Origin of the sequence: Streptomyces sp. MUSC 14 (genome assembly GCF_001866675.1) — a bacterium.
Classification (GTDB): domain Bacteria; phylum Actinomycetota; class Actinomycetes; order Streptomycetales; family Streptomycetaceae; genus Streptomyces.
The window spans coordinates 17,764-41,435 of the sequence record NZ_MLYN01000020.1; the positions used below are offsets into that span (position 1 = coordinate 17,764).

The window sequence follows — 23,672 nt, forward strand, 5'->3', positions numbered from 1 at the left end:
CCCCGCTCGCGACCGCCCGCGCATCACGGCCGGGTGCCGGTCAGCTTGTAGCCGACGCCGAAGACGGTCAGCAGGCGGACCGGGCGGCGGGGGTCGGGTTCGATCTTGCGGCGGAGGTTCATGATGTGCACGTCCACGGCGCGCTCGGTGGAGGCCCGGTCGAAGCCGCGGGTGCAGTGCAGCAGTTGGCGCCGGGTGAAGACGCGGTCCGGCTCGCCCGCCATGGTCAGCAGGATCTGGAACTCGGCGGGCGTGCACTCCACCGGTGCGCCGTCGCAGCGCACCTCGTGCCGTTCGGGGTCGACCGCGAGCCCGGCGGCCCGGACGACGAGGTCGCCGTCGCGGGCACCGCCGCCGTGCCCGCTGCGCCGGAGCACCGTACGGATGCGGGCCATCAGCTCGCGCGGGCTGTAGGGCTTGGTCAGGTAGTCGTCGGCGCCCAGTTCGAGGCCGAGCAGCACGTCGTCCTCGGCGGCGCGGGCGGTGAGCATGACCACCGGGATCTCCGGGTCCGTGCCGCCGCGCAGTACCCGGCACACGCCGAAGCCGTCGACGACGGGGAGCATCAGGTCGAGGACGACGAGGTCGGGCCGCAGGCGCCGGGCGGCGTCCAGCGCGGCGCCGCCGTCGTGCACCACCGTGGCGGTGTGTCCCTCGGCCAGCAGCGAGCGGCGGATCAGCTCGGCCTGTTTCTCGTCGTCCTCGGCGACCAGCACATGTGCGCACACGAGTTCGGATCCTAAGCGGCGCGGCGGCTCAGACGGCCGGCCGGTCGGCGTGTCCCGTGACGACGACCGGATGCCGGGTCGGGTCGGGGGTGCGCAGCAGGTCCTTCATACGGGCCTTGGAGACGCTGACGCAGCCGTGGGCGGTGCCGCCGTGGTCGACGTGCGGCCACACTCCCCCCGCCCCGTTCCGCGCCGAGCGGCCGGGTCCGGTCCAGGGGCGAGGTGCCCGGCTTCCGGTTGTGGTCGATGGCGACGACGGCCTGCGTGCGGCGTGCGGGTGTCGCGGCCTGCCGGGTGGGGCCGAGGCCGGGTATGCCCTGCGGTGCCTGGGCGGCCTGGACGTGGGAGGTGGGGGTACCGGTGGGCGCCGGACGGCCGCCCGGCGCCCGGCGCCCGGTCGCCTCGGCTCCGCCGCCGCAGCCGGTGAGCAGCAGCGTAGAGGCGAGGAGAGCGACGGCGGTTCCGCGCTGGATCATGGTGCCGACCTTGGCCGACACTTGTTTGAAAAGGGTTAGGGGTTAAGGATTCAGGTGCGGTTCGGCTTTCCCCTGGTGAACAGCCAGGTGTGGAACAGCCCGTCGAGCCGCTTCCCGGACGCCCGCTCGGCGAGCTGCGTGAACTGTGCGGTCGTTCCGTGGCCGTCGCGGTGCTGTGCCGCCCAGTCGCGCAGGATGCGGAAGAATTCCCGGTCGCCGACCGCCTTGCGCAGCTCGTGCAGGGCCATGGCGCCGCGGGCGTAGACGGGTTGGCCGAAGATGTTCTTGCCGCTGCCCGGGTCACCCGGCGGGTACGCCCACAACGCGCCGCCGGGCGGGGTGGCGTAGAGGGCGTCGAAGGCCTTCTGGGCGCTGTCGCCGCCGTGCTGCTCGGTGTAGAGCCACTCGGCGTAGGTCGCGAAGCCCTCGTTGAGCCAGATGTCCTTCCAGGTGGTCAGCGACACGGAGTCGCCGAACCACTGGTGGGCGCTCTCGTGGACGAGGGTGGCGAGGTCCGGCGCGGAGTCGTACAGCGGCCGGGTCTGGGTCTCCAGCGCGTAGCCGATGCCCGGGGCGTGGTCGACGATCGCCCCGGCGGACCGGTAGGGATACGGTCCGAACAGCCTGCTCTCCCAGGCGAGGACGGACGGCAGCTGCCCCAGCACCGGCGCGGCGGCGCTCGCCTCCCGCGGGTCCACGGCGTTGTAGACCTGGATGCCGTCGCGGGTGGTGTAGCGCTGGACCTGGAAGGTGCCGATGGTCGCGGTGGCCAGGTAGGCCGCCATCGGGCGGTCCTCGCGCCAGTGGAACGTCGTCCGCCCCTGTGCGGTGTGCTGCGCGACCAGTGTGCCGTTGGCGACCGCGGTGCGGCCCTGCGGGACCGTGATCGTGATGTCGTACGACGCCTTGTCCTTCGGGTGTGCGTCGGCCGGGAACCAGGTCATCGCGCCCTGCGGCTCACCCGCCACGAACGCTCCGTCGTCGGTGGGGATCCAGCCGTCCTGGGAGCCGTCCGGGTCGGTGACCGGCTTCGGGGTGCCCTGGTAGGTGACGGCGATCCGGAACGCGCGGCCGGCGGGCAGGGTGCGGCGCGGGGTGACGACGAGTTCCTGGCCGGCGCGCCGGAAGGCCGCCGGGGTGCGGTCGACGGTGACGCCGGTGACGGTCAGGCCCGTCAGGTCGAGGTCGAAGCGGCTCAGCCGCTGGGTGGTGCGGGCGGTGAGGACGGCCGTGCCGTCGAGGTGCCGGCGCGTGATGTCGTATCGCAGCGTCAGGTCGTAGTGCTGTACGTGGTAGCCGCCGTTGCCGCTGAGCGGGAAGTAGGGGTCGCCCGCGCCGGGCGCGCCGGCCGTGCCCGGTGCCGAGGGTGCGGCCGCGCCGACGAGGGCCGTGAGGGCGACGGGGACGGTGGCGAGGGCCGCCCGCCGGCGCGGGACGGTGGTGCCGCGCCGGGCGGACGGTCTGGGAGATGGCGTCACATGGTCTCCTCGGGGAGCGGCCGGTGATCGTCTGGCCGTCAGCGTAGGCGCGGTCCGGTCCGCGTGATGCGCTCCTTCAGGTCACGTTACGCCGCGTCGCACCGGGTGGCCGCGGTCCGCCACGGTGCGGCTCGCGGCACCGTCCGTGAGGCGGGAGGGGCCCGCGGTGAGCTGCGCACGTGGCTCCACGGCGGCGGGTCCGGGGAGTTCCGCCGCCGTTACGAGGAGGAGCCGGAGGCTCGGGGCCCCTTCGCGTACCCGTCAGCCCGTCTGCCGGGCCGCGTGCCGGCCCGCCGCCCGGCCGGAGAACAGGCAGCCGCCGAGGAACGTGCCCTCCAGCGCGTTGTAGCCGTGCACCCCGCCGCCGCCGAAGCCGGCCACCTCGCCCGCCGCGTACAGCCCCTCGATCGAGGTGCCGTCGGCGGCCAGGGCGCGGGAGTCGAGGTCGGTCTGGATGCCGCCGAGGGTCTTGCGGGTCAGCACGTGCATCCGCACGGCGATGAGGGGCCCGGCGGCCGGGTCGAGGATGCGGTGCGGTCCGGCGACCCGGCCGAGACGGTCGCCGATGTAGCGGCGGGCGTTACGGATGCCCTGGACCTGGGAGTCCTTGCTGTACGGGTTGGCGATCTGGAGGTCGCGGGCCTCGATCTGGCGGCGCACCTCGGCAGCGTCCAGCAGCGGTTTGTCGGTGAGGGCGTTCATCTTGCCGACCAGTTGCTCCAGATCGCCGGCGGTCACGAAGTCCGCGCCCCGGTCGAGGAAAGCCTGCACCGGTCCGGGCGCGCCCTTGCCGAGCAGCCGGTCCTTCAGCACGGCGCCCCGGTCCTTGGCGGTGATGTCCGGGTTCTGCTCGGAGCCGGAGAGCGCGAACTCCTTCTCGATGATCTTCCGGGTGAGGATGAACCAGGAGTGGTCGTACCCGGCGATGTCCTCGGTGGTGCGCAGGTACTTGAGGGTGCCGAGGGTGTCGTAGCCGGGCAGGCAGGGGTCGGGCAGCCGGCGGCCGAGGGCGTCCAGCCAGATGGAGGACGGGCCGGGCAGGATCCGGATGCCGTGGCCGGGCCAGATCGGGTCCCAGTTCTGCAGGCCCTCGGTGTAGTGCCACATGCGGTCGCGGTTGACCAGGCGGACGCCCGCGCCGGCGCTGATGTCGAGCATGCGGCCGTCGACGTAGGCGGGGACGCCGGTGACCATCTCGGCGGGGGGCGTACCGAGCCGCTCGGGCCAGTAGCGGCGGACGATGTCGTGGTTCGCGCCGATGCCGCCGGTGGTGACGACGACCGCCTGGGCGGTGAGTTCGAAGTCGCCGGCGCGCTCGCGGTGGGAGGCCACCCCGCGTGGCGAGCGGTCCTCGGCGAGCACCGTGCCGCGTACCCCGCGGGCCGTGCCGTCCTCGATGACCAGCTCGTCCACCTGGTGGCGGTGGTGGAAGGTGAGCAGCCCGTCCCGGGCGGCCCGGCGGGCGTAGGTCACGAACGGCTCGACCACGCCGGTGCCGGTGCCCCAGGCGATGTGGAAGCGGGGCACGGAGTTGCCGTGGCCGTTCGCCCGCAGGTCACCGCGTTCGGCCCAGCCGACGGTCGGCAGCAGTTCGATGCCGTGCCCCTGGAGCCAGGAGCGCTTCTCGCCGGCCGCGAACTCGACGTACGCGCGCGCCCAGCGCACCGCCCAGGAGTCCTCGTCCTCCAGCCGGTCGAACTGCGCGCTGCCCTGCCAGTCGTTCCAGGCGAGGTCGAAGGAGTCCTTGATGCCGAGGCGCCGCTGCTCCGGGGAGTCGACGAGGAAGAGCCCGCCGAAGGACCAGAACGCCTGGCCGCCGAGGTTGGCGGCGTTCTCCTGGTCGACCAGGGCCACCCTGCGGCCCCGGCGGTTGAGTTCGTGCGCCGCGACGAGCCCGGCGAGGCCCGCTCCGACGACGATGACGTCCGCGTCCATGGCGGCTGTGTCCTTCCTGACGGTGCTGACGGTGCTCATACGGGGGTGCGGCTGCCGTCGGTGAGCAGCGCGGTGAGCAGCTGCTTCAGCCAGGCCCGCGCGGCCTCGACGTCCTTGTCCAGCAGCAGTTGGGTGGTGACCCCGTCGTACGCGGCGACCACGGCGTGCGCGGCGCTGTCCACGTCGCCGAGCACGGCGGGCAGTTCGGTGTGGCCGCGGGCCCTGAAGAGCCGGTCGGCGACAGCCTCCCGCAGGCGTGCGCGGTGGTCGAGGAGGGCGCGGGCGACGTCCGGGTCACGGGCGGCGTGCACCAGGAAGTCGGTCTTGACCAGCAGCCAGTCCACGTCGAGCAGCAGCACCTCGGTGACCCGGTCCACGGCGGCCGGCACGTCGAGGCCGGGCCCGTCCTGGGCGAGGGCCTCGGCGACCTGGGCCGCGATGAGGTCGGCGCGGTCCTGGTAGAGGGCGAAGAACAGCTCGTCCAGGGTGGCGAAGTTCGAGTAGAAGGCGCCGCGGCTGTAGCCCGCGGCCTCGCAGATCTCCTCGATGGAGACCCGGCCGAAGCCCTTGGCGGCGAACACCGTGAAGGCGGCGTCGAGCAGCCGGGCCCGGGTCGCGACGCGGCGCCGGGTGACGCGTCCGGGTGTGCCGCCCAGCGACATCGGCATCGGCATCGATCCTCCATTCGATACATGAATGTATCCGATACATCGATGTATCGAAAGGGCCACGCGACACCCCCGCTCCCCCCATCAAAACAATGGGAACGCATTTTCGATTACGAGGTACGCTGGACGCATGTCCACGCACGTGCAGGGCTCCCTGTTCGACCAGACCGACGAGCTGCGCCTCGGCCCGCTCGACGGGCTGGGCCGGACCGAGCTGGGCGCCGGCGCCTGGATCGATGTGCTGCCGGGATGGCTGAGCGGGGCCGACGCGCTGTTCGAGCGGCTCGTGGCGGACGTGCCGTGGCGGGCCGAGCGCCGCACGATGTACGACCACGTGGTGGACGTGCCGCGACTGCTGGCTTTCTACGCGGCCGGGGAGCCGCTGCCCCATCCCGTGCTGGACGAGGCGCGCGACACCCTCTCGCGGCACTACGCCGAGGAGCTGGGCGAGCCGTTCACGACGGCCGGGCTGTGCCTCTACCGCGACGGCCGCGACAGCGTGGCCTGGCACGGCGACCGGATCGGGCGGGGCGCCCGCGAGGACACGATGGTCGCGATCCTCTCCGTCGGCGCGCCCCGGGACCTGCTGCTACGGCCACTCGGCACCGGCGGCGCGACGGTCCGGCGCCCGCTCGGGCACGGCGACCTGATCGTGATGGGCGGCTCCTGCCAGCGCACGTGGGAGCACTGCGTGCCGAAGAGCGCGCGGGCCGCCGGAGCGCGCATCAGCGTCCAGTTCCGCCCGCGCGGCGTGCGGTGACGTGTGCGGCACCCGCCGGTGCGCGACGGCTCCCGATCTGGTTGGCTGTCCGGCGACGACCAGCGGCCGGGCGGGGAGACCATGCGGGCAGAAGTACACCAAGTCGCCGACGGCACCTATCTGGTGCACGGCAGCAACGTCAACTGGGTGATCCTCAAGGACGGTGACGCCGTCACGCTGGTGGACACCGGCTATCCCGGGGACCGACAGGGGGTCCTGGAGTCCCTCGCCGCGGTGGGCGGTTCGCCGGAGGCGGTCGCCGCCGTGCTGATCACCCACGCGCACAACGACCATCTCGGCTCGGCGGAGTACCTGCGCGCGACCTACGGCACCCCGGTCGTCCTGCATCCCGTCGAAGTCCCGCACGCGCGCCGGGAGTTCCTGCAGCAGGCCGCCGTCGGCGACGTGGTGCGCAACATCTGGCGGCCGGGCGTCCTGCCCTGGGCCGTGCACACGCTCCGGGTCGGCGGCATGCAGCAGCACCCCGTCGCCGCTCCCGAGCCGTTCCCGGCCGACGGCCCGCTGGATCTGCCCGGCCGTCCGGTGCCGGTGCACACCCCCGGCCACACCGACGGCCACTGCGTCTACCACCTGCCCGACGCGGGGGTCGTCATCTCCGGCGACGCGCTGGTCAGCGGGCACGCGATCTCACGGATCAAGGGCCCGCAGCTGCTGACCGACTTCTTCCACCACGACCGCGCCCAGGCGCTCGCCTCCCTGAAGCCGATCGGTGAGCTGGAGGGCGACATCCTGCTGCCGGGCCACGGGCCGGTCCACCGGGGCTCGGTGCGCACGGCGGCCGACCTGGCCCTGGAGCGGGCTTCCTAGACCCTGTCGTCACACGTCACACTCCCTCCCCCAGCCTCCGGCACGGAGGTGCTCCCAGCCCCGCGACGCCATGCACGTCCCCCGGGCGAGCGCACCCCCACTCGCCGCACCTACGGTGCACATCAGCCGCTCCGCGGCGGGCGCGAGGCCCGTTCTGCGGGCGGCCGCCGGGAGTTCGGCGACAGAGCCCTGCCCGTCCGGGAAAGGGCTCTCCGGAACGTCCGCGCGGGGCCTTAGGGTTCATGACATGGCCTTGCAGATCAACGCCACGAACCCGGAGCACCCCGCGCTCCTGCTCGCGCTGCCCTGGGACGTGCCGCTGGAGGAGTGGCCCGAGGAGTACCTCGTGCCGCTCCCGCGCGGCATCTCGCGGCACGTGGTGCGGTACGCGCACGCCGGTGCCGAGGTGATCGCCGTCAAGGAGCTGGCCGAGCGGCCCGCGCTGCGCGAGTACGAGCTGCTGCGCGACCTCGACCGGCTCGGCATCCCGGCCGTCGACCCGCTCGCGGTGGTCACCGGCCGCGCCGACGCCGCGGGCGAACCGCTGGAGCCGGTCCTGATCACACGGCATCTGCGCGGCTCGATGCCGTACCGGTCGATGTTCGAGACGACCATGCGTCCGGCGACCATGCACCGGCTGATGGACGCCCTCGCCGTGCTGCTGGTCCGGCTGCACCTGGCCGGGTTCGCCTGGGGCGACTGCTCGCTGTCCAACACCCTCTTCCGGCGTGACGCGGGCGCCTACGCCGCCTATCTCGTCGATGCCGAGACCGGCGACCTGCACCCGCGGCTGAGCCCCGGGCAGCGGGAGTACGACCTCGACCTGGCCCGGGTGAACATCAGCGGCGAGCTGCTGGACCTGGAGGCGTCCGGCGCGCTGCACCCCTCGGTCGACCCGGTGGAGTTCGGGCACGAGATCTGCACCCGGTACCAGGGGCTGTGGCAGGAGCTGACCCGGACCTCGGTGTACCCGGCGGGCAAGTACCACTACATCGAGCGCCGTATCCGCCGGCTGAACGAGCTGGGCTTCGACGTGGCCGAAATGCAGATCGAGCACTCCTCGAACGGCGACTCGGTCACCTTCGTGCCGAAGGTCGTGGACGCCGGCCACCACCAGCGCCAGCTGCTGCGGCTGACCGGTCTGGACGCCGAGGAGAACCAGGCGCGGCGGCTGCTGGGCGACCTGGAGAGCTGGATGGCCACCCAGGACGACTACGCGCCCGGCGATCCTCTCGCCGCCCGCCCCGAGGTGCTCGCCCACCGCTGGGTGCGGGACGTGTTCCGGCCGACCGTGCGGGCCGTGCCGCCGGACCTGCGCGGCTCGTTGGACCCGGCCCAGATCTACCACGAGCTCCTGGAACACCGCTGGTACCTGTCGGAGCGCGCGCAGCACGACATCGGCCTCGGCACGGCCGTCGAGGACTACATCGGGAACGTCCTGCCCGGGGCGCGGGCGGCCCTGGAGCCCGCCGGCCCCGAGTAGTTCAGTCGTGCGGGACGACGGCGACCGGGCACCCGGCGTGGTGCAGCACCCCGTGCGCGACCGACCCGATCCGGGCGCCCACGGCGCTGCGGTGCGCCCGGCGCCCGACGACCACCAGCTGGGCCCGGCCCGCCGCCGCCAGCAGCACCTGGCCTGCGCTGCCCATCTCGACCTGCTCTGCCACCGGCACCTCGGGGAACCGCTCCCGCCAGGGCTTCAGCGCCTGGCTCAGGGCCTCCCTCTCGTACGGTTCGAGGCCGCCGGCGTCGTCCAGCAGCTCCAGCGAGCCGGGGCTGTAGGCGAAGACCGGCGGCAGCGTCCACGCCCGCACGGCGCGGACGGTCGCACCGCGCGCCGCCGCCGTCTCGAACGCGAACCGCAGCGCGGCCGCGCTGTCGTCGCCGTCGCCCTGCTGCCCGACCACGACGTCCCGCCCGGCGGCCTCGGCCGCCGCCCGGTCCCCGGCGCGCACGAGCACGACCGGCCTGCTCGCCTCGGCGATCACCTGCCGGCCGACGGAGCCGAGCAGGAACCCGACGACCGGGCCGTGCCCCCGCGAGCCCAGCACCAGCATCTCGGCCTCCGCCGCCGCCCGGGCCAGCGCGTGCACGGGCTCGCCCTCGACGACGTCGACGGCCGGGTCGAGGCCCGGATGCCGTTCGGCGACGCCCAGCACGGCCCGCGCCACGCCGTCCGACACCCACCCCTGCTGGGTGCTCCGGCCGGCCGTGGCGAGCTGCTCGGTGTAGCGCCACGCGTGCACCACCCGCAGCGGCAGCCCCCGCCGTACCGCCTCCCGGGCGGCCCAGTCCAGTGCGGCCAGGCTCTCCTCGGAGCCGTCCACCCCGGCCGTGATCGGGCGTGTCATGCATGGGCCTCCTCGTCGTCGCGGCGCGTCCCGCGGGGACGATCATCTCGCGGCCACGGCACAGGTGCAGAGACACGGGTGCCGGCCCGGGCCGAGGCGCTCGGCCGGGTCATGGTGAACGACGACCGTCTCCGCGGTATCCCGGGGCGAACCGGCGCTATCGAACATACGATGGCTGAGAACCGGTGCGGCGCTCCCCGGACGCCGGGCCGCGGGAACCGAAGCTCGGGGTGGGAGAGGCATGGCACAGGCCGCCGAGGCAGCGCGGACCGTCATCCTGACCGTGGACGACGACCCGGGCGTGTCCCGTGCCGTCGCCCGCGATCTGCGGCGGCGCTACGGCGAGTCGTACCGGATCGTGCGGGCGGAATCCGGCCAGTCCGCGCTGGAGGCGCTGCGTGAGCTGAAGCTGCGCGGCGATCTGGTGGCGGTGATCCTGGCCGACTACCGCATGCCGCAGATGAACGGCATCGAGTTCCTGGAGCTGGCGCTCGACGTCTATCCGGGGGCGCGGCGCGTGCTGCTCACCGCGTACGCGGACACGAACGCGGCGATCGACGCGATCAACTTGGTCGATCTCGACCACTATCTGCTCAAGCCGTGGGACCCGCCGGAGGAGAAGCTCTATCCGGTGCTCGACGATCTGCTGCAGGCCTGGCGGTGCAGCGCCTACCGGCCCGTGCCCAGCACCAAGGTGGTCGGGCACCGCTGGTCGGCCCGGTCGTCGGACGTGCGCGAGTTCCTGGCCCGCAACCAGGTGCCGTACCGCTGGTACTCGGTGGACGAGCCGGAGGGGCGGCGGCTGCTGGGCGCGGCCGGGCAGGACGGGCAGCGGCTGCCGCTGGTGATCACCCCGGACGGCACGGCCCTGGTCGAGCCGGAGGCACCCGAGCTGGCGGCGAAGGTGGGGCTGGCGACGACGCCGACGGCCGACTTCTACGACCTCGTCGTGATCGGCGGCGGGCCCGCCGGGCTCGGCGCCGCCGTGTACGGGGCCTCCGAGGGGCTGCGGACCGTGCTGGTGGAGCGGTCGGCGACCGGCGGGCAGGCCGGGCAGAGCTCCCGGATCGAGAACTACCTGGGCTTCCCCGACGGGGTCTCCGGCGCCCAGCTCACCGAGCGGGCGCGACGGCAGGCGGCCCGGTTCGGCGCCGAGATCCTGACCGCGCGGGAGGTGACCGGGCTGGAGGTCAACGGCGCCGCCCGCGTCGTCCGGTTCGCGGACGGTACGGCGATCGCGGCGCACAGTGTGATCCTCGCGACCGGCGTGCAGTACCGGCAGCTGGACGCCGCCGGCTGCACCGACCTGACCGGCTGCGGGGTGTTCTACGGCTCGGCGCTGACCGAGGCGGCGGCCTGCCAGGGGCAGGACATCTACATCGTCGGCGGCGCCAACTCGGCGGGCCAGGCGGCGATGTACCTGTCCCGGGGCGCGAAGTCGGTGACGCTGCTGGTGCGCGGCCCGGATCTGTCGGCGTCGATGTCGTACTACCTGATCCAGCAGATCAACGAGGCGCCGAACATCTCGGTGCGCCCGCACACGGTCGTGGACGCGGCGCACGGCTCGGACCACCTGGAGCAGGTGACGCTGCGGCACACGGGGACCGGGGAGTGCGAACGGGTCGACGCGCAGTGGCTGTTCGTGTTCATCGGTGCCGCCCCGCTGACGGACTGGCTGGGCGATTCCGTGCTGCGCGACGAGCGCGGGTTCATCCTGGCCGGGCCCGACCTGAGCCCCGACGGGAGCCCGCCGCCCGGCTGGGAGCTGGACCGGCCGCCGTACCACCTGGAGACCAGCGTGCCCGGTGTGTTCGTGGCGGGTGACGCGCGGGCCGAGTCCGCGAAGCGCGTCGCGTCCGCGGTCGGCGAGGGAGCCATGGCCGTGATGCTCGTCCATCGCTATCTCGAACAGTCATGAACGGTCTGAAGCAGCCATGAACGGTCTGGAGAGGTCATGAGCGGTCGGATCATGCCATGCAGTCCGAAGGAGATCAGCTCGCTGTTCCTCTTCGAGAAGCTGAGCCCCGAGCAGCTCGGGCGGCTGTGCAGCGACGGGCGGGTGGAGCTGTTCGAACCCGGCCCGGTGTACACCGAGGGTGACGCCGCCACCTGCTTCTTCGTGATGATCGAGGGCACGGTGGTGCTGTCCCGCCGGGTCGGCGGCGACGACGTGGAGGTCACCCGCACCTCCCAGTCCGGGGTGTACGCGGGCGCGATGCAGGCCTACATCGGCGACCGGGTGCGGCAGGTCTACAACAACTCGATGCGGGTGACGGTGCCGACCCGCTTCTTCGTGCTGCCGGCGGACGTCTTCGCGGAGGTGATGACCGACTGGTTCCCGATGGCCGTGCATCTGCTGGAGGGGCTGTTCTTCGGGTCGAAGAGTGCCCAGGCGGCGATCGGGCAGCGGGAGCGGCTGCTGGCGCTCGGCTCGCTGTCGGCGGGGCTCACGCACGAGCTGAACAACCCCGCGGCGGCGGCCGTGCGGGCCACGGCCACGCTGCGCGAGCGGGTCGCGAAGATGCGGCACAAGCTGGCCGTGATCGCCGAGGGCCCCTTCTCCCGCGAGGCGTTGGCCAGCCTCATCGAGGTCCAGGAGCGCACCGCCGAGCGGGTCGCCAAGGCCCCGGTGCTCAGCCCGATCGAGGCCGCCGACCGCGAGGACCTGCTGACCGACTGGCTGGACGACCACGGCATGGACAACGGCTGGCAGCTGGCGCCGGCCTTCGTGCAGGCCGGGCTCGACGTCGACTGGCTGGAGCAGGTCGCGGCGGCCGTGGACACGGAGATCCTGCCCGGAGCGGTCGGCTGGCTCAACTACACCATCGAGACCGAGCTGTTGATGAACGAGATCGAGGACTCCACCACCCGGATCTCGCATCTCGTGGACGCCGCCAAGCAGTACTCCCAGCTGGACCGGGCACCGTACCGGGTGGTCGACGTGCACGAACTCCTCGACAGCACCCTGCTGATGCTCTCCGGCAAGATCGGCGCGGGCATCGAGGTCGTCAAGGAGTACGACCGCACGCTCCCGCCGGTGCCCGCCTATCCGGCGGAGCTGAACCAGGTATGGACCAACCTGATCGACAACGCGGTGTCCGCCGTCAACAGCGCGGGCGGCACGGGCACGTTGACCGTGCGCACGGCGCTCGACCACGAGCGGCTGCTGGTGGAGTTCCGGGACACCGGGCCCGGCGTGCCGGCGGAGAACAAGGACCGGATCTTCGACCCGTTCTTCACCACGAAGCCGGTCGGCGAGGGCACCGGGCTCGGCCTGGACATCTCCTGGCGGATCGTCGTCAACAAGCACCACGGCTCGTTGCGTGTGGAGTCGGTGCCCGGCGACACCCGGTTCCAGGTGCTGCTGCCGCTGACCGCCGAGTCACCCGGCGAGGAAACGGAGGAGAGCCCATGAGCACCACCGACGGTACCGAGGCGATCGACCCGGCCGTCCCGCCCAGCGGCACCGGGTGCGTGGAGTGCGAGGAGGCCGGCGGCTGGTGGTTCCATCTGCGCCGGTGCGCGCAGTGCGGACACATCGGCTGCTGCGACGACTCCCCCGAGAAACACGCCACCGCCCATTACCACGCCACGGGGCACCCGGTGATCCGGAGCTTCGAACCGGGCGAGGAATGGTTCTGGGACTACGCCAAGGACGAGTTGTACGTCTCCGGGCCCGAACTCGCCCCGCCGGCCTGCCACCCCGCCGACCAGCCGGTACCCGGCCCGGCGGGACGGGTACCGGCGAACTGGGCCGAGCGTCTGCGCTGAACCGGCGGCGGACTCGGCGGGTTCAGCGGGCGCAGTCCAGACGGCCCAGGTCGACGGCGTCGGCCATGGCCTGCATCCCCTTGTCATTGGGGTGCAGATGGTCGCCGCCGTCGAAGAACGGCAGGATCCGTGCGGGGTCGTAGGGGCTGCGCAGGACCCGGTCGAAGTCGGCGAGGGCGTCGACGTCATGGGTGGTGCGCAGGTACCGGTTGACCTCCTGGCGTACGGTCTCGGCGGCCGGGTCCCAGTCGGACCAGCCCTTGAACGGGGCGACGGTGGCGGCGACGACGCACTTTCCGGCCGCGTGCGCCCGCCGGGCGATCTCCCGGTAGCCGGCGATGAGTCGGTCGGCGGTGACTCCGGTGTGCGCCTTGATGTCGTTCACGCCCTCGAAGAGGAACACGGTGCGCACGCCCGGCAGGGACAGCACGTCGCGGTCCAGCCGGTGCAGGGCGCTCTGGCCGGCTCCGTCCGCGAGGACCTGGTTGCCCGAGATCCCTTCGTTCGCGACTCCTTCGAGGTCCGTGCGGGCCGTGTGCAGGCGCCGGGCGAGGTAGTCGGGCCAGCGGTGGTTCAGGTCGGTGGTGGAGTGCCAGCCGTCGGTGATGGAGTCGCCGAGCGCGGCGACCGCCCGGACTACGGCGCGGGACGGCCGTACGGAGACGGCGTCGAGGTACCACCAGGAGCCGGTCGTCCCCGTCCAGTTGGCGCCGCTCTCCTCGGCGGTGCGGTCACCCCGGCCGGTGTACGACGTCTGCATCGCCATCCCGTGGCCGGTCGCGGGGCCGGCCGCGTGCGGGGTGTGCAGGCTGACGGCGAGGTCCGTGCCGGGCGGCAGCGTGCCGGGCAGCGGATCGCTCCAGGCGACGGCGCCCGGCGGCACGGTGACCGTGCGGGCACCGCCGAAGGTCAGCCGCCGGTTGCTGCCCTGCCGCAGTGCGGCGCCCCGGTCGCGCCGGCCGGCCCAGACACTGTCCAGGGTCAGCGGGCGGTCGCCGAAGGCGTTGGTCACGCGGACCCGCAGAGCGCTTCCGCCGACGCTGGTGTGCACGATCATCCGGTAGCTCTCGTCCGCCGCGCCCTCGCTCATCCGGTCGGCGCTCGCGGCCCAGGTGACGACTCCGGTGACACGGGTGACGGATCCGGGCAGGGCGGCGGCGGCCTGGGCGGGCAGGGACTGGCAGACGGCGGCCGTGAGCAGGGCGGCGACGACGCGGGAGCGGCGTCCGATCCTGCCGCTCATCACGCGAAGTCCCGGAGTGTGACGGACTCGCCGGGCCGTACGCGGACGGTCCGGGACGTGCCTGCGTACCCCACGGAGGTCATCGTCCCGCCGATGCTGCGGATGCGCACCTCGGTGGGTCTGCCCTCCCGCCAGGCGAGGTCGACGACGAACCCGCCGCGGGCCCCGGCCCCGGTCACCGAGCCGGCGTCCGCCCAGGCGTCCGGCAGGGCCGGGAGCAGTTCGAGGTGTCCGGGGCGGGAGTACAGCAGCATCTCGGTGACGGCGGCCGGGGTGCCGAAGTTGGCGTCGATCTGGAAGATGCCCCGGCCCTGGGAGACCTCGTAGATGTCGAAGAGGTTGGGGGCGGTGCCGTTGCTCCCGCTCTCGGAGGGGCGCAGGTTGTTCACGACGAGCTGGTAGGCGTTCTCGGCGTTCTTCAGCCGGGCCCAGCACAGGGCCCGCCAGGCGTTGGCCCAGCCGAAGCTGTTCATGCCGCGCGCGGTGAGCAGGGCGGTGGCACCGGCGACGATCTCGGCGGGGGTGGAGCCGTCGGGCCGGATGCGGTCGCCGGGGAAGAGGCCGATCAGCGGGGACAGATGCCGGTGCGTGGTCTCGCCGAGGTTGTCCGGGGACATCCACTCCTCCAGCCACCCGGTCTTCGGGCTCACCACCGGCAGGTACAGCCGCTCGCGCAGGCCGCCGACGGTGGCCGCGTGGTCGGCGTCCCGCCCCAACCGGGCAGCGGCTTCCCGGTAGTTGCCGAACAGCGCCCACACCAGTTCCTGTGCGTAGGTGATGCCCTTGGCGTCGAGCGGGCCCTGTTCCGGGGACCAGTCGCTGTCGGCGATCAGGACCTCCTGTCCGGTGTCGGGCAGGGTGGTGGGGAGGAGTCGGGCCTCCCAGAACTCACAGGCGCCCTTCAGCAGCGGGTAGATCTTCGCCAGATGGGTGCGGGAGCCGGTGAACTCGTAGTGCTCGAACAGGGTGTTGGCGAGCCAGGCGTTCCCGGCCGGGTGCCACCACCAGCCGCCCCCGCCGTGGGGGTTGGTGGAGATGGCCAGGGTCCAGCCGGCGTTCTTTCCCCTGGAGTTGCGGTAGCGGTTGCGCGGGTCGTCGAACAGGCGCCGGGTGAGGTCGGTCCAGGACGGGAGCTGGGCGAGGCAGTAGTCGGTGAGGGCGTCGAAGCACGGGGTGAGGCCCGCCCGGTCGGCCACCCAGTAGTTCATCTGGAGGTTGATGTCGGTGTGGTAGTCGCCCATCCAGTCCGGGTCGTTGCCGTCGAGCCAGAGCCCCTGGAGGCCGAGCGGCAGACTGCCCCGGGAGCCGGAGATCATCAGGTACCGGCCGAACTGGACGTAGGCGGCCTCCAGTTCGGGATCGGGCGCGCCGTCCCGGGCGCGGGCCTGGATCCGCTCCCAGGTGTCCAGCGCGCGCTGGTCGGCGGTCGAGGTGCCAAGGGTGAGGCCGAACCGGTCGAAGAGGGCGCGGTGGTCGGCGGTGTGTGTGCGCAGCAGGGTGCCGGCGGAGTGGCGGGCGGCGGCGCGGACCTTGTCGCGGGCCAGTGTCAGGGGGTCGAGGGAGGGGTCGCGGTAGTGGGCGGCGGGGTCGGGCGCGTAGTTCGTGCCGCCGCTCAGGATCACCGTCAGCTCCCGGCAGCCGGAGAAGGCGATGCGGGGGCCGTCGACGCGGACGCTGCCGCCGCTGCCGTGGGCGGTGACGGCGGCGCCGTACGTCAGCCCGTTGGGGAACGCCCCGCCGAAGGAGTCGGCCGCTCCCCCGGTCTCTCCGTGGGTGCCGTCGAGGGTGACGGTGCCGGTGTACTGTCCGCCGCCGCTCTGCGTGAGGTGCAGGACGAGGACGTCGTCGGGGCGGCTGGCGAACAGCTGCCGCCGGTAGGTGACTCCGGCGTGGACGTACGACGTCGTCACGACGCCCTGGGCGAGGTCGAGGGTGCGGCGGTAGCCGTCGACGGCGGACAGGTCGTGGTCCGGCAGGCCGACGGTGAGCCGGGCCAGCAGGGTGAGGGAGCCGAAGTCGTCGCGGCCGTAGGGGAACTGGCCGTCGGAGTCGAGGGTGTCGTTGCGGCCGCCGGTCCACATCGTGGCGTCGGTGACGAGCAGCAGTTCCCGGCCGGGGTCGTTGGCCGCGAGGGCGCCGAGCCGGCCGTTGCCGACGGGCAGGCCCTGGGTGATCAGCGACTTCTCATCGGCCGGTGCCTGCCACCAGAGCTGGTGCCGGGGATCCGGCACGGGCCCTTCGGCCGGGCGCCGCGGTGCGGCGGTGGCGGTGAAGGCGGGGAGGCCGGCAAGCGCTCCGGTGGCGACGGCGAGGGCGAGGAAGCCGCGTCTGCTGGGCGGGGTGTCCATGGCGGGCTCCGATCTCACTGGCGAGGGGATACGGGGACGTCGATCCGGTCGATGTCCGGTGCGTAGTCCGAACCGGAGTCGAACGTCACGGTGTTGGCGCCTGCCTTGAGGGTGACGGGGACGCTCACGGTCTCGACGGTGCTCCAGTCGCCGGTCGAGGGGAAGCGATGGGACGTCGCGGCACCGGAGTTGGCCGAGATGTTGACCGAGCGGGCGTCCCCGCTGACGTAGGCGACCTTGATCAGGTAGGTGCCGGGCCGGTCCACGACGATGTCGTTGAAGCGGAGGGCGCCGCCGAGGTAGAGGTTGCCGACCTTCTTGCCGCCGGAGCAGGCGGAGCAGTCGGCGACGGAGGCGTTGCCGGTCAGGGTGTTGGCGGCGGACTCGGCCTCGTGGCCGGTGGTCCGCACGGCGCCGCCGTGCGGGGTGACGGTGAACAGGCGGGAGCCGTGCGCGGGCAGGGCCTCGGTGATCCGGTTCCGGTACGAGCCCAGGTTCTCGTGGTTCCACAGGTCCCGTACGGCCGCCCTGCCGGTGAAGCCTAGGGCGGAGAAGTCGGCGGTGACGGCGGCGGGGTGGTCGGCGAGGTTGAACAGGGCGACGGTGTACGTCCCGTCGGGGTTCTTCGCCGCCCAGACCTGCTGCGGGTCGGAGGGGGTGATCGGCCGGGCGGGCGGGGTGTCGCCCTGGTCGACGGCGATGACCTCGCGGTTGGCGAGGAGCCTGACGCCGTAGTCGTCCAGCCTGGTGAGGTCGTCGCCGGTGTAGAGAGGCGACTTGGCGATGGCCCACAGCGTGGCGTAGCTCTGTCGCTCGGCCTTGGTCAGGCCGTCCATGGCGCCGTTGCCGACATCGAGGGAGTCGAGGTCGTTCCAGCCGCCGGGGCCGGCGTGCCGCGTCCAGCCGGGGGCGTCGTCGAAGCGGTCGTCGACGGAGTTCTCCCAGGTGACGAGGGTGTTGCAGTAGCACTCGACGTCGGTGTCGATGCGCCAGCCGTTGGAGTACTTCTTCCAGTCGGCGGCGTGGCCGATGTCCAGCGACCAGGAGAGCTCCAGATGGACCGGGCGGCCGGTGGCGGCGAGGGCCTGCTGCCAGGCGGCCACGTCGGCGACGTTGTCGTAGTTGTCCCCGCTCTTGAAGGAGCCGGGGCCGACGCCGTCGAGCTTGAGGAAGTCGTAGCCCCAGGAGGTCAGCGACTGGGCTTGCGAGTCGATGTACTTCTGGGCGCAGGGTTTGGCCAGGTCGAGTTTGTAGGCGCTGTCCCAGCCGTTGGTCGTGCGCAGGTCGTTGTAGACGATGTCGGCGGTGGTGCAGCCGTCGGCGTGCCAGACGGGCACCTTGCCGTCACCGTAGGCCTCCTTCTCCAGGCCGACCGGCAGATAGATCCCGGCCTTCAGGCCGAGCGCGTGGATGCGGTCGGCGACCGCCTTCATGCCGTGCGGGAAGCGGACCGGGTCGGCCTGCTGGCGCGCGTAGCCGTCGTACCCGGGCTGCCAGCTGTTGTCCCGCCACCAGCCGGAGTCGATGTCGACGTGGTCGTAGCCGTACGGCTTCAGCTTGGCGGCCAGGGCGCCGGCCTGTTTCAGGACGTTGGCCTCGGTGAGGTAGCTGTAGTCGCCGTCCGGGTTGAGGCCGGGGTACCTGGAGGACTGCATGCTCCAACTGGACCAGCCCATATAGGGTTTGGCGGCCGTGACCGGCGCGGGTGCCGCGCGTGCGGTGGCCGGGACGGCGGTCGCGAGGCCCGCGACGAGGGCGAGGACGACGGCGGCTCTGAGTCCGCGGGCGGGCAGGACGGGGTGCGAGGGTGACCGCATGGGCCGTACCTCCAGGGTGGGTTCGGGCAGGGCGGTTCAGCCCTGTCCGGTGCCGGGGGTGTGGGTGATGAAGGACTGGATCGCGGCGGCCGCGGCGCCGCGCGCCCACTGTTCGAAGGGCAGCGGGCGGGTCAGGACGTCACACCGGGCGGCGGAGCCGAAGGCGGCCGTGGTGAAGGCCCGGCGGATCTGGTCGGCGAAGAGGTCGTAGGCCGCGAGCCCCTCGCCGGAGATGATCACGCGCTCGGGACCGAGCAGGTTGGCCACGGTGGCGATGCCCCGGCCGATGGCCTCCCCGGCGCGCTCGTACACCTCCCGGGCGCCGGGCACGCCCTCGCGCGCGAGGGCCACCGCCTGTGCACTGTCGGCGATATGACGTTCCGTCATTTCGCGCATGCGGGCGACGATCGCGGACTCACCGGCGATCGCCTCGACACAGCCGCGGTTGCCGCAGTGGCACGCGGGTCCGGCGGGGTCCACGACGACGTGCCCGATCTCCCCGGCCACACCACGGGCGCCGGCGACCACCCGCCCGTGCACGACGAGCCCGCAGCCGATGCCGGTGCCGACGGTCACGAGGGCGAAGTCCGCGAGCCCGGCGCCGGCGCCGAACCACTGCTCGGCGACGGTGAGCGCGCGCACGTCGTGGTCGACGGTGACCGGCAGTCCGGTGGCGGTCGCGGCGAGCTCGGCGAGCGGCACGTCCCGCCAGTCCAGGAACGGCGAGTAGCGCACGACGCCCTCGGCGCGGTCGACGTCACCGGAGACGGCGATGCCGAGCCCGGCAACCGGCGCGTCCGACTCGGCCGCGTGCGCCAGGAGTTCCTGGACGAGGTCCGCGATCGACGCCAGCACGGGTCCGGGCGCCCGGTCGGGCAGGGGCCGCCGTCGGGCGATCCGGATGCGGCAGCACAGGTCCGTCAGGACCGCGATCAGCTCACCGCCGGTGACCTTCACCCCGAGGAACAGAGCCCGTTCGCCGTTGACCCGGACCAGGGCGGCGGGGCGGCCGGGGGTGGGCCGCGCGTCGTAGTCGGCGCCCTCGGCCAGGTATCCGGCGGCCAGCAGGGGGCGTACGGCCTTGGTGACGGCGGCCGCGGACAGCCCGGCCCGGCGGCCCGCCTCCAGCCGGGTCAGCGGGCCGTGGGACAGCACCGCCGTGAAGACCTGCGCGGCGGCCGGGGTGTGGGCGGGGAACGTCTCGGCATGCGGGGTCGAACGCATGGCGGGGAACCTAAGGCTGTTATTTTCCGCTGTCAATAAAAGAAACAGGTGCTGTTACGGAGGCAGTTGGGGCAACCACGGATGTCTGCCGGCGACCGCGCGGCCCGGACATGCGGATGCCCCGCACGGGGCGGGGCATCCAGGGGTGCGGCGGCCGCGTCAGTGACGGGCGGCCGGGGTGTTGGCGGCGGTGACGTTGACCGCCGCCCACGCCTTGTCCAGCGTCTTGTACTCGGTGCTGTTCGCGCCGTACAGGTCCTTGGCCGCCTTCAGCGTCGCGACGCGCGCGCCGTGGAAGTCGGTCGTGGAGACCATGTAGCGGGTCAGCGCGCGGTAGAAGATGGCGGTGGCCTTGGTGCGGCCGATGCCCTTGACCGTGGAGTGGTTGGAGGTCGGCGAGTCGTAGGCGACGCCGTTGATCGTCTTCTTGCCGCTGCCCTCGGCGAGGAGGTAGTAGGCGTGCGAGGAGACACCCGAGCCCGCGTGCACCTCGGTGTAGTAGGTGTCCGGCGTCCAGGAGTCGATCGTGCCCTCGAGCTTGTCGAGCGAGGGGTGGTCCAGGCGGCGCAGGAACTTCTGCGCGAGGCCCAGCTTCTCGCCGATCAGGTAGTCGGGCGTGTCGTTCTTGTTGTTGGCGTAGAACTCGACGTTCGAGCCGAAGATGTCCGCGAGGGACTCGTTCAGCGCGCCGGGCTCGCCGTACTGGTTGCCCTTGGAGTCGACGTAGGTCGGCTCCAGCTTGGCGGTCGCGTCGACGACGCCGTGGGTCAGCTCGTGACCGGTCACGTCGAGGACGACGAGCGGCTTCTTGAAGGTCGTGCCGTCACCGTCGCCGTACAGCATGCAGTTGCAGGTCGGGTCCCAGAAGGCGTTGGCGACCTTGCTGCCCCAGTGGACCATGCCCTGGGCGGCCTTGCTGTTGTTGGCTATGCCCTTGCGGCCGAAGGTGGACCGGTAGAAGTCCAGCGTCTTCGTGATGCCGTACTGGGCGTCCGCTGCGGCGCTGGCCCGGTTGCTCGTCGTGCCGTTGCCCCACACGTCGGTGGTGCTGGTGATCGCCGAACCCGCGCTGAACTTCTCGGTGGTCGAGCCCTTGGCGTCGCGCGTCTCGGTGCCGTACCGGGTCGGGTCCTTGAGCTGGTAGTGCCCCTTGGAGGTGGCCGTGGTGGTCAGGCCGACGGTGCCCACGAAGAGGGTCTTGCCGGTGCCCTTGCCCGCCGTGGGGTACGGGGCGACGCCGGAGGCGGCCAGGGCGGACTCGGGCGCGGCGGTGCCGGTGGCCGGGTCGAGCGTCTGGCCCTTCCTGCGCAGGTCGTCGAGCAGCTTCGGGGACAGGAACTCGTCGCTGTCGGGGGTGTTGCTGCGCACCTTGCCGGTGACGGCGTCGACGACGACCGTGTTGGTGCTGCCCTGCTGGTCGGTCACCGTCACCTGGTAGGCGAGGGCGGAGGCTCCGGCGCGGGCGTCGACCACGAGCTGGGCGCTGCCGGCGTCGCCCTTGGCCGCTTGGGCGGCCTTGGCGGCGGCCTGCTCCGCGGTCAGTCCGGGCCGCGTGGTGGCCGGCGTGACGGTGTGGCCGGCCGCACGGGTCACGCCCGTATAGGCGAGCTTGGCGTCGAGGTGGACGACGAGGTCGCCACCGAGCACCGGCATGCCGTTGTGGGTGCGTTCGAAGCGGACGTGCCGCGCGCCCTCGGGGTCGATCATCACGTCCCGGGCGTGCAGTTCGTCGCCCTGCGCGACACCGGTCGCCGAGGCGTGCGTGAAGGCCGCGGTCTGCGCCGCCTTCACCACCGCCGCCGAGGTGTTCGTGCCGGCGGACGCGGCGGACCGCTCCACCCCCGTGTCGGGGCCCGCGAAGGCCGTACCGGCCAGGCCCGTGGCAGCGGTCGTCACCGCGACGGCGACGGCGACGCTGCGTATGTGCGGTCTACGCACTGATCAGGGTTCCTTCGTTCGAAGGCGGCCGGGATCGCCAACCGCCTTGCGGCGCGGCGCGGTTCGGCGCCACGGGGGCCGGACCGGCCCCGAGGGGTAACCCTTACGGATCAGTCATGTGCACGTAAAGACGGAATGATTGGTTTCGCAATATTCCATGACAATCCTTTACAAACATGCGCCACAGAGTGATCACAAGCTGACCAACTGTGTGTCGGTTGTGGAGATGGCGACGCAATCCCCTAGGTTCCAGGGCCGGAATGTGATCGACGTCGCATCACATGTCGTACGGAGGGAAGTGGGTGCCGGATGGTCTCAGCAACGGTGGGCAGGGGCGCGGTCCTCGGCGCGGTCGTGCTCTCGCTCCTCGCGGTTCCGGCACGGGCCGCGACGGCCGAGCCGGACACCGCGGAGCAGGCGACGCTCGCGGCGCCCGACACCGCGGGCGTGGCCGCGGCGCTGCGGTCGGCGGTGACCGCGGGCGCGCCGGGCGCCATGGCGCGGATCGACGACCACGGCACGGCGTACGGCGTGACACGCGGCCTCGCCGACCGGAGCACCCGGCGAGCCCTGACCACCGACGACCGGTTCCGCATCGGCAGCGTCACCAAGACCTTCTCGGCCGTGGTCCTGCTCCAGCTCGTCGACGAACACCGGCTGTCGCTCGACGCGCCGGTCAACCGCTATCTGCCCAAGCTGCTGCCGGACGACCGGATCACCGTCCGCCATCTGCTGAGCCACCGCAGCGGCCTGTACGACTACACCAACGACATGTTCGCGGACAGCGAGTCCGGCTTCGAGGCGGTGCGGAACAAGGTCTTCACCTACCGCCAGCTGGTCGCCCTCTCCCTGAAGAAGCCCCGCACCAACGCGCCCGGTGCCGCGTACGCGTACTCCAACACCAACTTCGTGGTCGTCGGGATGCTCATCGAGAAGCTCACGGGGCACTCCGTACGGACGGCGTACGAGAACCGCGTCTTCAAGCCGCTCAAGCTGCGCGACACGTTCTACGTCCACCCGAGGACCACGATCCCCGGCCGGTACGCCCGTGGCTACCTCACCCCCGGCCGGGCCGGCGCCCCGCTGATCGACGCCACCGCGCAGACGGTGTCGTGGGCGCAGAGCGCGGGCGCGATCATCTCCAGCACACGGGACCTCGACACGTTCTACTCCGCCCTGCTGCGCGGCAGGCTGCTGTCCGCCGCGCGGCTTCGCGAGATGGAGGAGTTCAGCCGGGTCGACAGCACGACGGCGTACGGGCTGGGGCTGCGCAGGCGCTCGCTGCCGTGCGGGGTGTCCGTGTACGGGCACACCGGGATCGTGCAGGGGTACTACACCTACGCCTTCGCCACGAAGGACGGCTCGCGGTCTCTCGCGGCCGTCGCCACCACGTCGAACAACGGGCAGGTGCAGCAGGCGATGTGGGGTGTGCTGGATTCGGCGTTCTGCGGGAAGTCCGCGAAGGCGACCGACAGGAACAGGAAGAAGTAGGAAGGAGCGGGAACCAGCGGGGGATCTCGTCCGGGAGGCGGGAACCTCCTCGTGGGCGCGCGGCGTTCTCCCAGGCATGACGTCCGAGTTGCTTCCCGGCGCGAATCTGGTCCTGCCCGACGGTCCGGTCCGGCTTCGGGTGGCCGGTGCGTTCGATGTGTCCGCGCTGGTCACCGGGGCCGACGGGAAGGTCGGGGCCGACGCGGACCTCGTGTTCTACAACCAGCCGCAGGCGCCCGGGGTTCGGCTGCTCGGTGACACGCTGACCGTCGAGCCGGGCCGGCTGCGCGGCGGTGCGTGCCGCGTCACCGTCGTCGTCAGCGCGGCCGAGCCCGGTACGGCGCTCGGCCGGCTGCCCGCTCCGCGGCTTGAGGTCAGCGACGGCGGCGGGCGGCCGGTGGCCCGGTTCGCACCGCCCCGCCCCGGACCGGAGACCGTGCTGCTGCTCGCCGAGCTGTATCCGCGGGCCGGCGCCGGCTGGAAGCTGCGAGCGATCGGTCAGGGGTACACCGACGGGCTGGCCGGGCTCGCCCGGGACTTCGGGGTGAACGTCACGGATGCCGGCGGGCAGCCCACCACGAGACACGGCTCCGGCTCCGGCTCCGGCTCCGGCTCC

Annotated in this window: 18 protein-coding genes and 1 pseudogene; 8 read left to right on the forward strand and 11 right to left on the reverse strand. The window is 72.5% G+C overall.

The window, feature by feature from the left end; genetic code table 11:
- Positions 1 to 23 precede the first annotated feature (23 nt).
- From BIV25_RS12465 to BIV25_RS12485, 5 genes and pseudogenes are all read right to left on the reverse strand, one after another.
- Entirely contained in the window at positions 24 to 728 is a 705-nt protein-coding gene (locus BIV25_RS12465) for a response regulator transcription factor (RefSeq protein ID WP_071372332.1), read from the reverse strand.
- 28 nt (positions 729 to 756) lie between these two features.
- A pseudogene (locus BIV25_RS54320) lies at positions 757 to 985 on the reverse strand (hypothetical protein); the annotation flags it as partial.
- Between the two features lie 269 nt (positions 986 to 1,254).
- The gene (locus tag BIV25_RS12475) at positions 1,255 to 2,682 is read right to left on the reverse strand and encodes a M1 family metallopeptidase (protein WP_071372333.1); all 1,428 of its coding nucleotides are present in this window, start codon (positions 2,680 to 2,682) and stop codon (positions 1,255 to 1,257) included.
- Positions 2,683 to 2,943: 261 nt separating this feature from the next.
- On the reverse strand, positions 2,944 to 4,617 hold the full coding sequence (locus BIV25_RS12480; protein ID WP_071372347.1) for an FAD-binding dehydrogenase: 1,674 nt from the start codon (positions 4,615 to 4,617) through the stop codon (positions 2,944 to 2,946).
- Positions 4,618 to 4,652: 35 nt separating this feature from the next.
- Complete coding sequence (locus tag BIV25_RS12485; protein WP_371273015.1) at positions 4,653 to 5,291, reverse strand: TetR/AcrR family transcriptional regulator; 639 nt, start codon at positions 5,289 to 5,291, stop codon at positions 4,653 to 4,655.
- A gap of 124 nt (positions 5,292 to 5,415) precedes the next feature.
- Between BIV25_RS12485 and BIV25_RS12490 the strand changes: the two genes are divergently transcribed.
- The 3 genes from BIV25_RS12490 to BIV25_RS12500 all read left to right on the forward strand — a co-directional run bounded on the left by BIV25_RS12490 (position 5,416) and on the right by BIV25_RS12500 (position 8,356).
- Positions 5,416 to 6,045 (forward strand): alpha-ketoglutarate-dependent dioxygenase AlkB, encoded by a 630-nt coding sequence (locus BIV25_RS12490; RefSeq protein WP_071372334.1) that lies wholly within the window; start codon positions 5,416 to 5,418, stop codon positions 6,043 to 6,045.
- 81 nt (positions 6,046 to 6,126) lie between these two features.
- Positions 6,127 to 6,873, forward strand: coding sequence for an MBL fold metallo-hydrolase (locus BIV25_RS12495; protein WP_071372335.1), 747 nt, complete (start codon positions 6,127 to 6,129; stop codon positions 6,871 to 6,873).
- Positions 6,874 to 7,120: 247 nt separating this feature from the next.
- Positions 7,121 to 8,356 carry a DUF4032 domain-containing protein gene (locus BIV25_RS12500; protein WP_071372336.1) on the forward strand — a complete coding sequence of 412 codons (1,236 nt, stop codon included), beginning with the start codon at positions 7,121 to 7,123 and terminating at the stop codon, positions 8,354 to 8,356.
- 1 nt (position 8,357) lies between these two features.
- On the opposite strand, the gene BIV25_RS12505 is transcribed toward BIV25_RS12500, so the two are convergent.
- Complete coding sequence (locus tag BIV25_RS12505; protein ID WP_071372337.1) at positions 8,358 to 9,224, reverse strand: universal stress protein; 867 nt, start codon at positions 9,222 to 9,224, stop codon at positions 8,358 to 8,360.
- Between the two features lie 241 nt (positions 9,225 to 9,465).
- On the opposite strand from BIV25_RS12505, the gene BIV25_RS12510 reads away from it, so the two are divergent.
- Genes BIV25_RS12510 through BIV25_RS12520 form a run of 3 tightly spaced genes read left to right on the forward strand, consistent with a single transcriptional unit; the run spans position 9,466 to position 12,995 of the window.
- A complete protein-coding gene (locus tag BIV25_RS12510; RefSeq protein WP_071372338.1) occupies positions 9,466 to 11,142 on the forward strand; it encodes an FAD-dependent oxidoreductase in 1,677 nt (558 codons plus the stop codon).
- Between the two features lie 36 nt (positions 11,143 to 11,178).
- Positions 11,179 to 12,639 (forward strand): ATP-binding protein, encoded by a 1,461-nt coding sequence (locus BIV25_RS12515; RefSeq protein ID WP_071372339.1) that lies wholly within the window; start codon positions 11,179 to 11,181, stop codon positions 12,637 to 12,639.
- Entirely contained in the window at positions 12,636 to 12,995 is a 360-nt protein-coding gene (locus BIV25_RS12520) for a UBP-type zinc finger domain-containing protein (RefSeq protein WP_071372340.1), read from the forward strand. Before BIV25_RS12515 ends, BIV25_RS12520 begins: the two co-directional genes overlap by 4 nt.
- Positions 12,996 to 13,017: 22 nt before the next feature.
- Here BIV25_RS12520 and BIV25_RS12525 read toward each other — a convergent pair whose 3' ends face one another.
- The 5 genes from BIV25_RS12525 to BIV25_RS12545 all read right to left on the reverse strand — a co-directional run bounded on the left by BIV25_RS12525 (position 13,018) and on the right by BIV25_RS12545 (position 21,565).
- A complete protein-coding gene (locus tag BIV25_RS12525; protein ID WP_071372341.1) occupies positions 13,018 to 14,238 on the reverse strand; it encodes an SGNH/GDSL hydrolase family protein in 1,221 nt (406 codons plus the stop codon).
- Positions 14,238 to 16,586 (reverse strand): glycoside hydrolase N-terminal domain-containing protein, encoded by a 2,349-nt coding sequence (locus tag BIV25_RS12530; protein WP_071372342.1) that lies wholly within the window; start codon positions 16,584 to 16,586, stop codon positions 14,238 to 14,240. Before BIV25_RS12530 ends, BIV25_RS12525 begins: the two co-directional genes overlap by 1 nt.
- Before the next feature lie 14 nt (positions 16,587 to 16,600).
- Positions 16,601 to 18,403 (reverse strand): carbohydrate-binding protein, encoded by a 1,803-nt coding sequence (locus BIV25_RS12535; protein WP_071372343.1) that lies wholly within the window; start codon positions 18,401 to 18,403, stop codon positions 16,601 to 16,603.
- Positions 18,404 to 18,439: 36 nt separating this feature from the next.
- Positions 18,440 to 19,627 (reverse strand): ROK family transcriptional regulator, encoded by a 1,188-nt coding sequence (locus tag BIV25_RS12540; protein WP_071372344.1) that lies wholly within the window; start codon positions 19,625 to 19,627, stop codon positions 18,440 to 18,442.
- 159 nt (positions 19,628 to 19,786) lie between these two features.
- Positions 19,787 to 21,565 (reverse strand): M4 family metallopeptidase, encoded by a 1,779-nt coding sequence (locus BIV25_RS12545; protein ID WP_071372345.1) that lies wholly within the window; start codon positions 21,563 to 21,565, stop codon positions 19,787 to 19,789.
- A gap of 309 nt (positions 21,566 to 21,874) precedes the next feature.
- Here BIV25_RS12545 and BIV25_RS12550 point away from each other — a divergent pair, with 309 nt between their 5' ends.
- Entirely contained in the window at positions 21,875 to 23,056 is a 1,182-nt protein-coding gene (locus BIV25_RS12550; RefSeq protein WP_071372346.1) for a serine hydrolase, read from the forward strand.
- Positions 23,057 to 23,132: 76 nt separating this feature from the next.
- The coding region (locus tag BIV25_RS12555) for a TerD family protein (protein ID WP_143076619.1) at positions 23,133 to 23,672 on the forward strand (540 nt) is incomplete at its 3' end.

Bases quoted from the DNA above. Each gene is read 5' to 3' on its own strand.
- BIV25_RS12480 (WP_071372347.1), bottom strand. From the start codon at position 4,617: ATGGACGCGGACGTCATCGTCGTCGGAGCGGGCCTCGCCGGGCTCGTC.
- BIV25_RS12485 (WP_371273015.1), bottom strand. From the start codon at position 5,291: ATGCCGATGCCGATGTCGCTGGGCGGCACACCCGGACGCGTCACCCGG.
- BIV25_RS12490 (WP_071372334.1), top strand. From the start codon at position 5,416: ATGTCCACGCACGTGCAGGGCTCCCTGTTCGACCAGACCGACGAGCTG.
- BIV25_RS12495 (WP_071372335.1), top strand. From the start codon at position 6,127: ATGCGGGCAGAAGTACACCAAGTCGCCGACGGCACCTATCTGGTGCAC.
- BIV25_RS12500 (WP_071372336.1), top strand. From the start codon at position 7,121: ATGGCCTTGCAGATCAACGCCACGAACCCGGAGCACCCCGCGCTCCTG.
- BIV25_RS12505 (WP_071372337.1), bottom strand. From the start codon at position 9,224: ATGACACGCCCGATCACGGCCGGGGTGGACGGCTCCGAGGAGAGCCTG.
- BIV25_RS12510 (WP_071372338.1), top strand. From the start codon at position 9,466: ATGGCACAGGCCGCCGAGGCAGCGCGGACCGTCATCCTGACCGTGGAC.
- BIV25_RS12515 (WP_071372339.1), top strand. From the start codon at position 11,179: ATGAGCGGTCGGATCATGCCATGCAGTCCGAAGGAGATCAGCTCGCTG.
- BIV25_RS12520 (WP_071372340.1), top strand. From the start codon at position 12,636: ATGAGCACCACCGACGGTACCGAGGCGATCGACCCGGCCGTCCCGCCC.
- BIV25_RS12525 (WP_071372341.1), bottom strand. From the start codon at position 14,238: ATGAGCGGCAGGATCGGACGCCGCTCCCGCGTCGTCGCCGCCCTGCTC.
- BIV25_RS12530 (WP_071372342.1), bottom strand. From the start codon at position 16,586: ATGGACACCCCGCCCAGCAGACGCGGCTTCCTCGCCCTCGCCGTCGCC.
- BIV25_RS12535 (WP_071372343.1), bottom strand. From the start codon at position 18,403: ATGCGGTCACCCTCGCACCCCGTCCTGCCCGCCCGCGGACTCAGAGCC.
- BIV25_RS12540 (WP_071372344.1), bottom strand. From the start codon at position 19,627: ATGCGTTCGACCCCGCATGCCGAGACGTTCCCCGCCCACACCCCGGCC.
- BIV25_RS12550 (WP_071372346.1), top strand. From the start codon at position 21,875: ATGGTCTCAGCAACGGTGGGCAGGGGCGCGGTCCTCGGCGCGGTCGTG.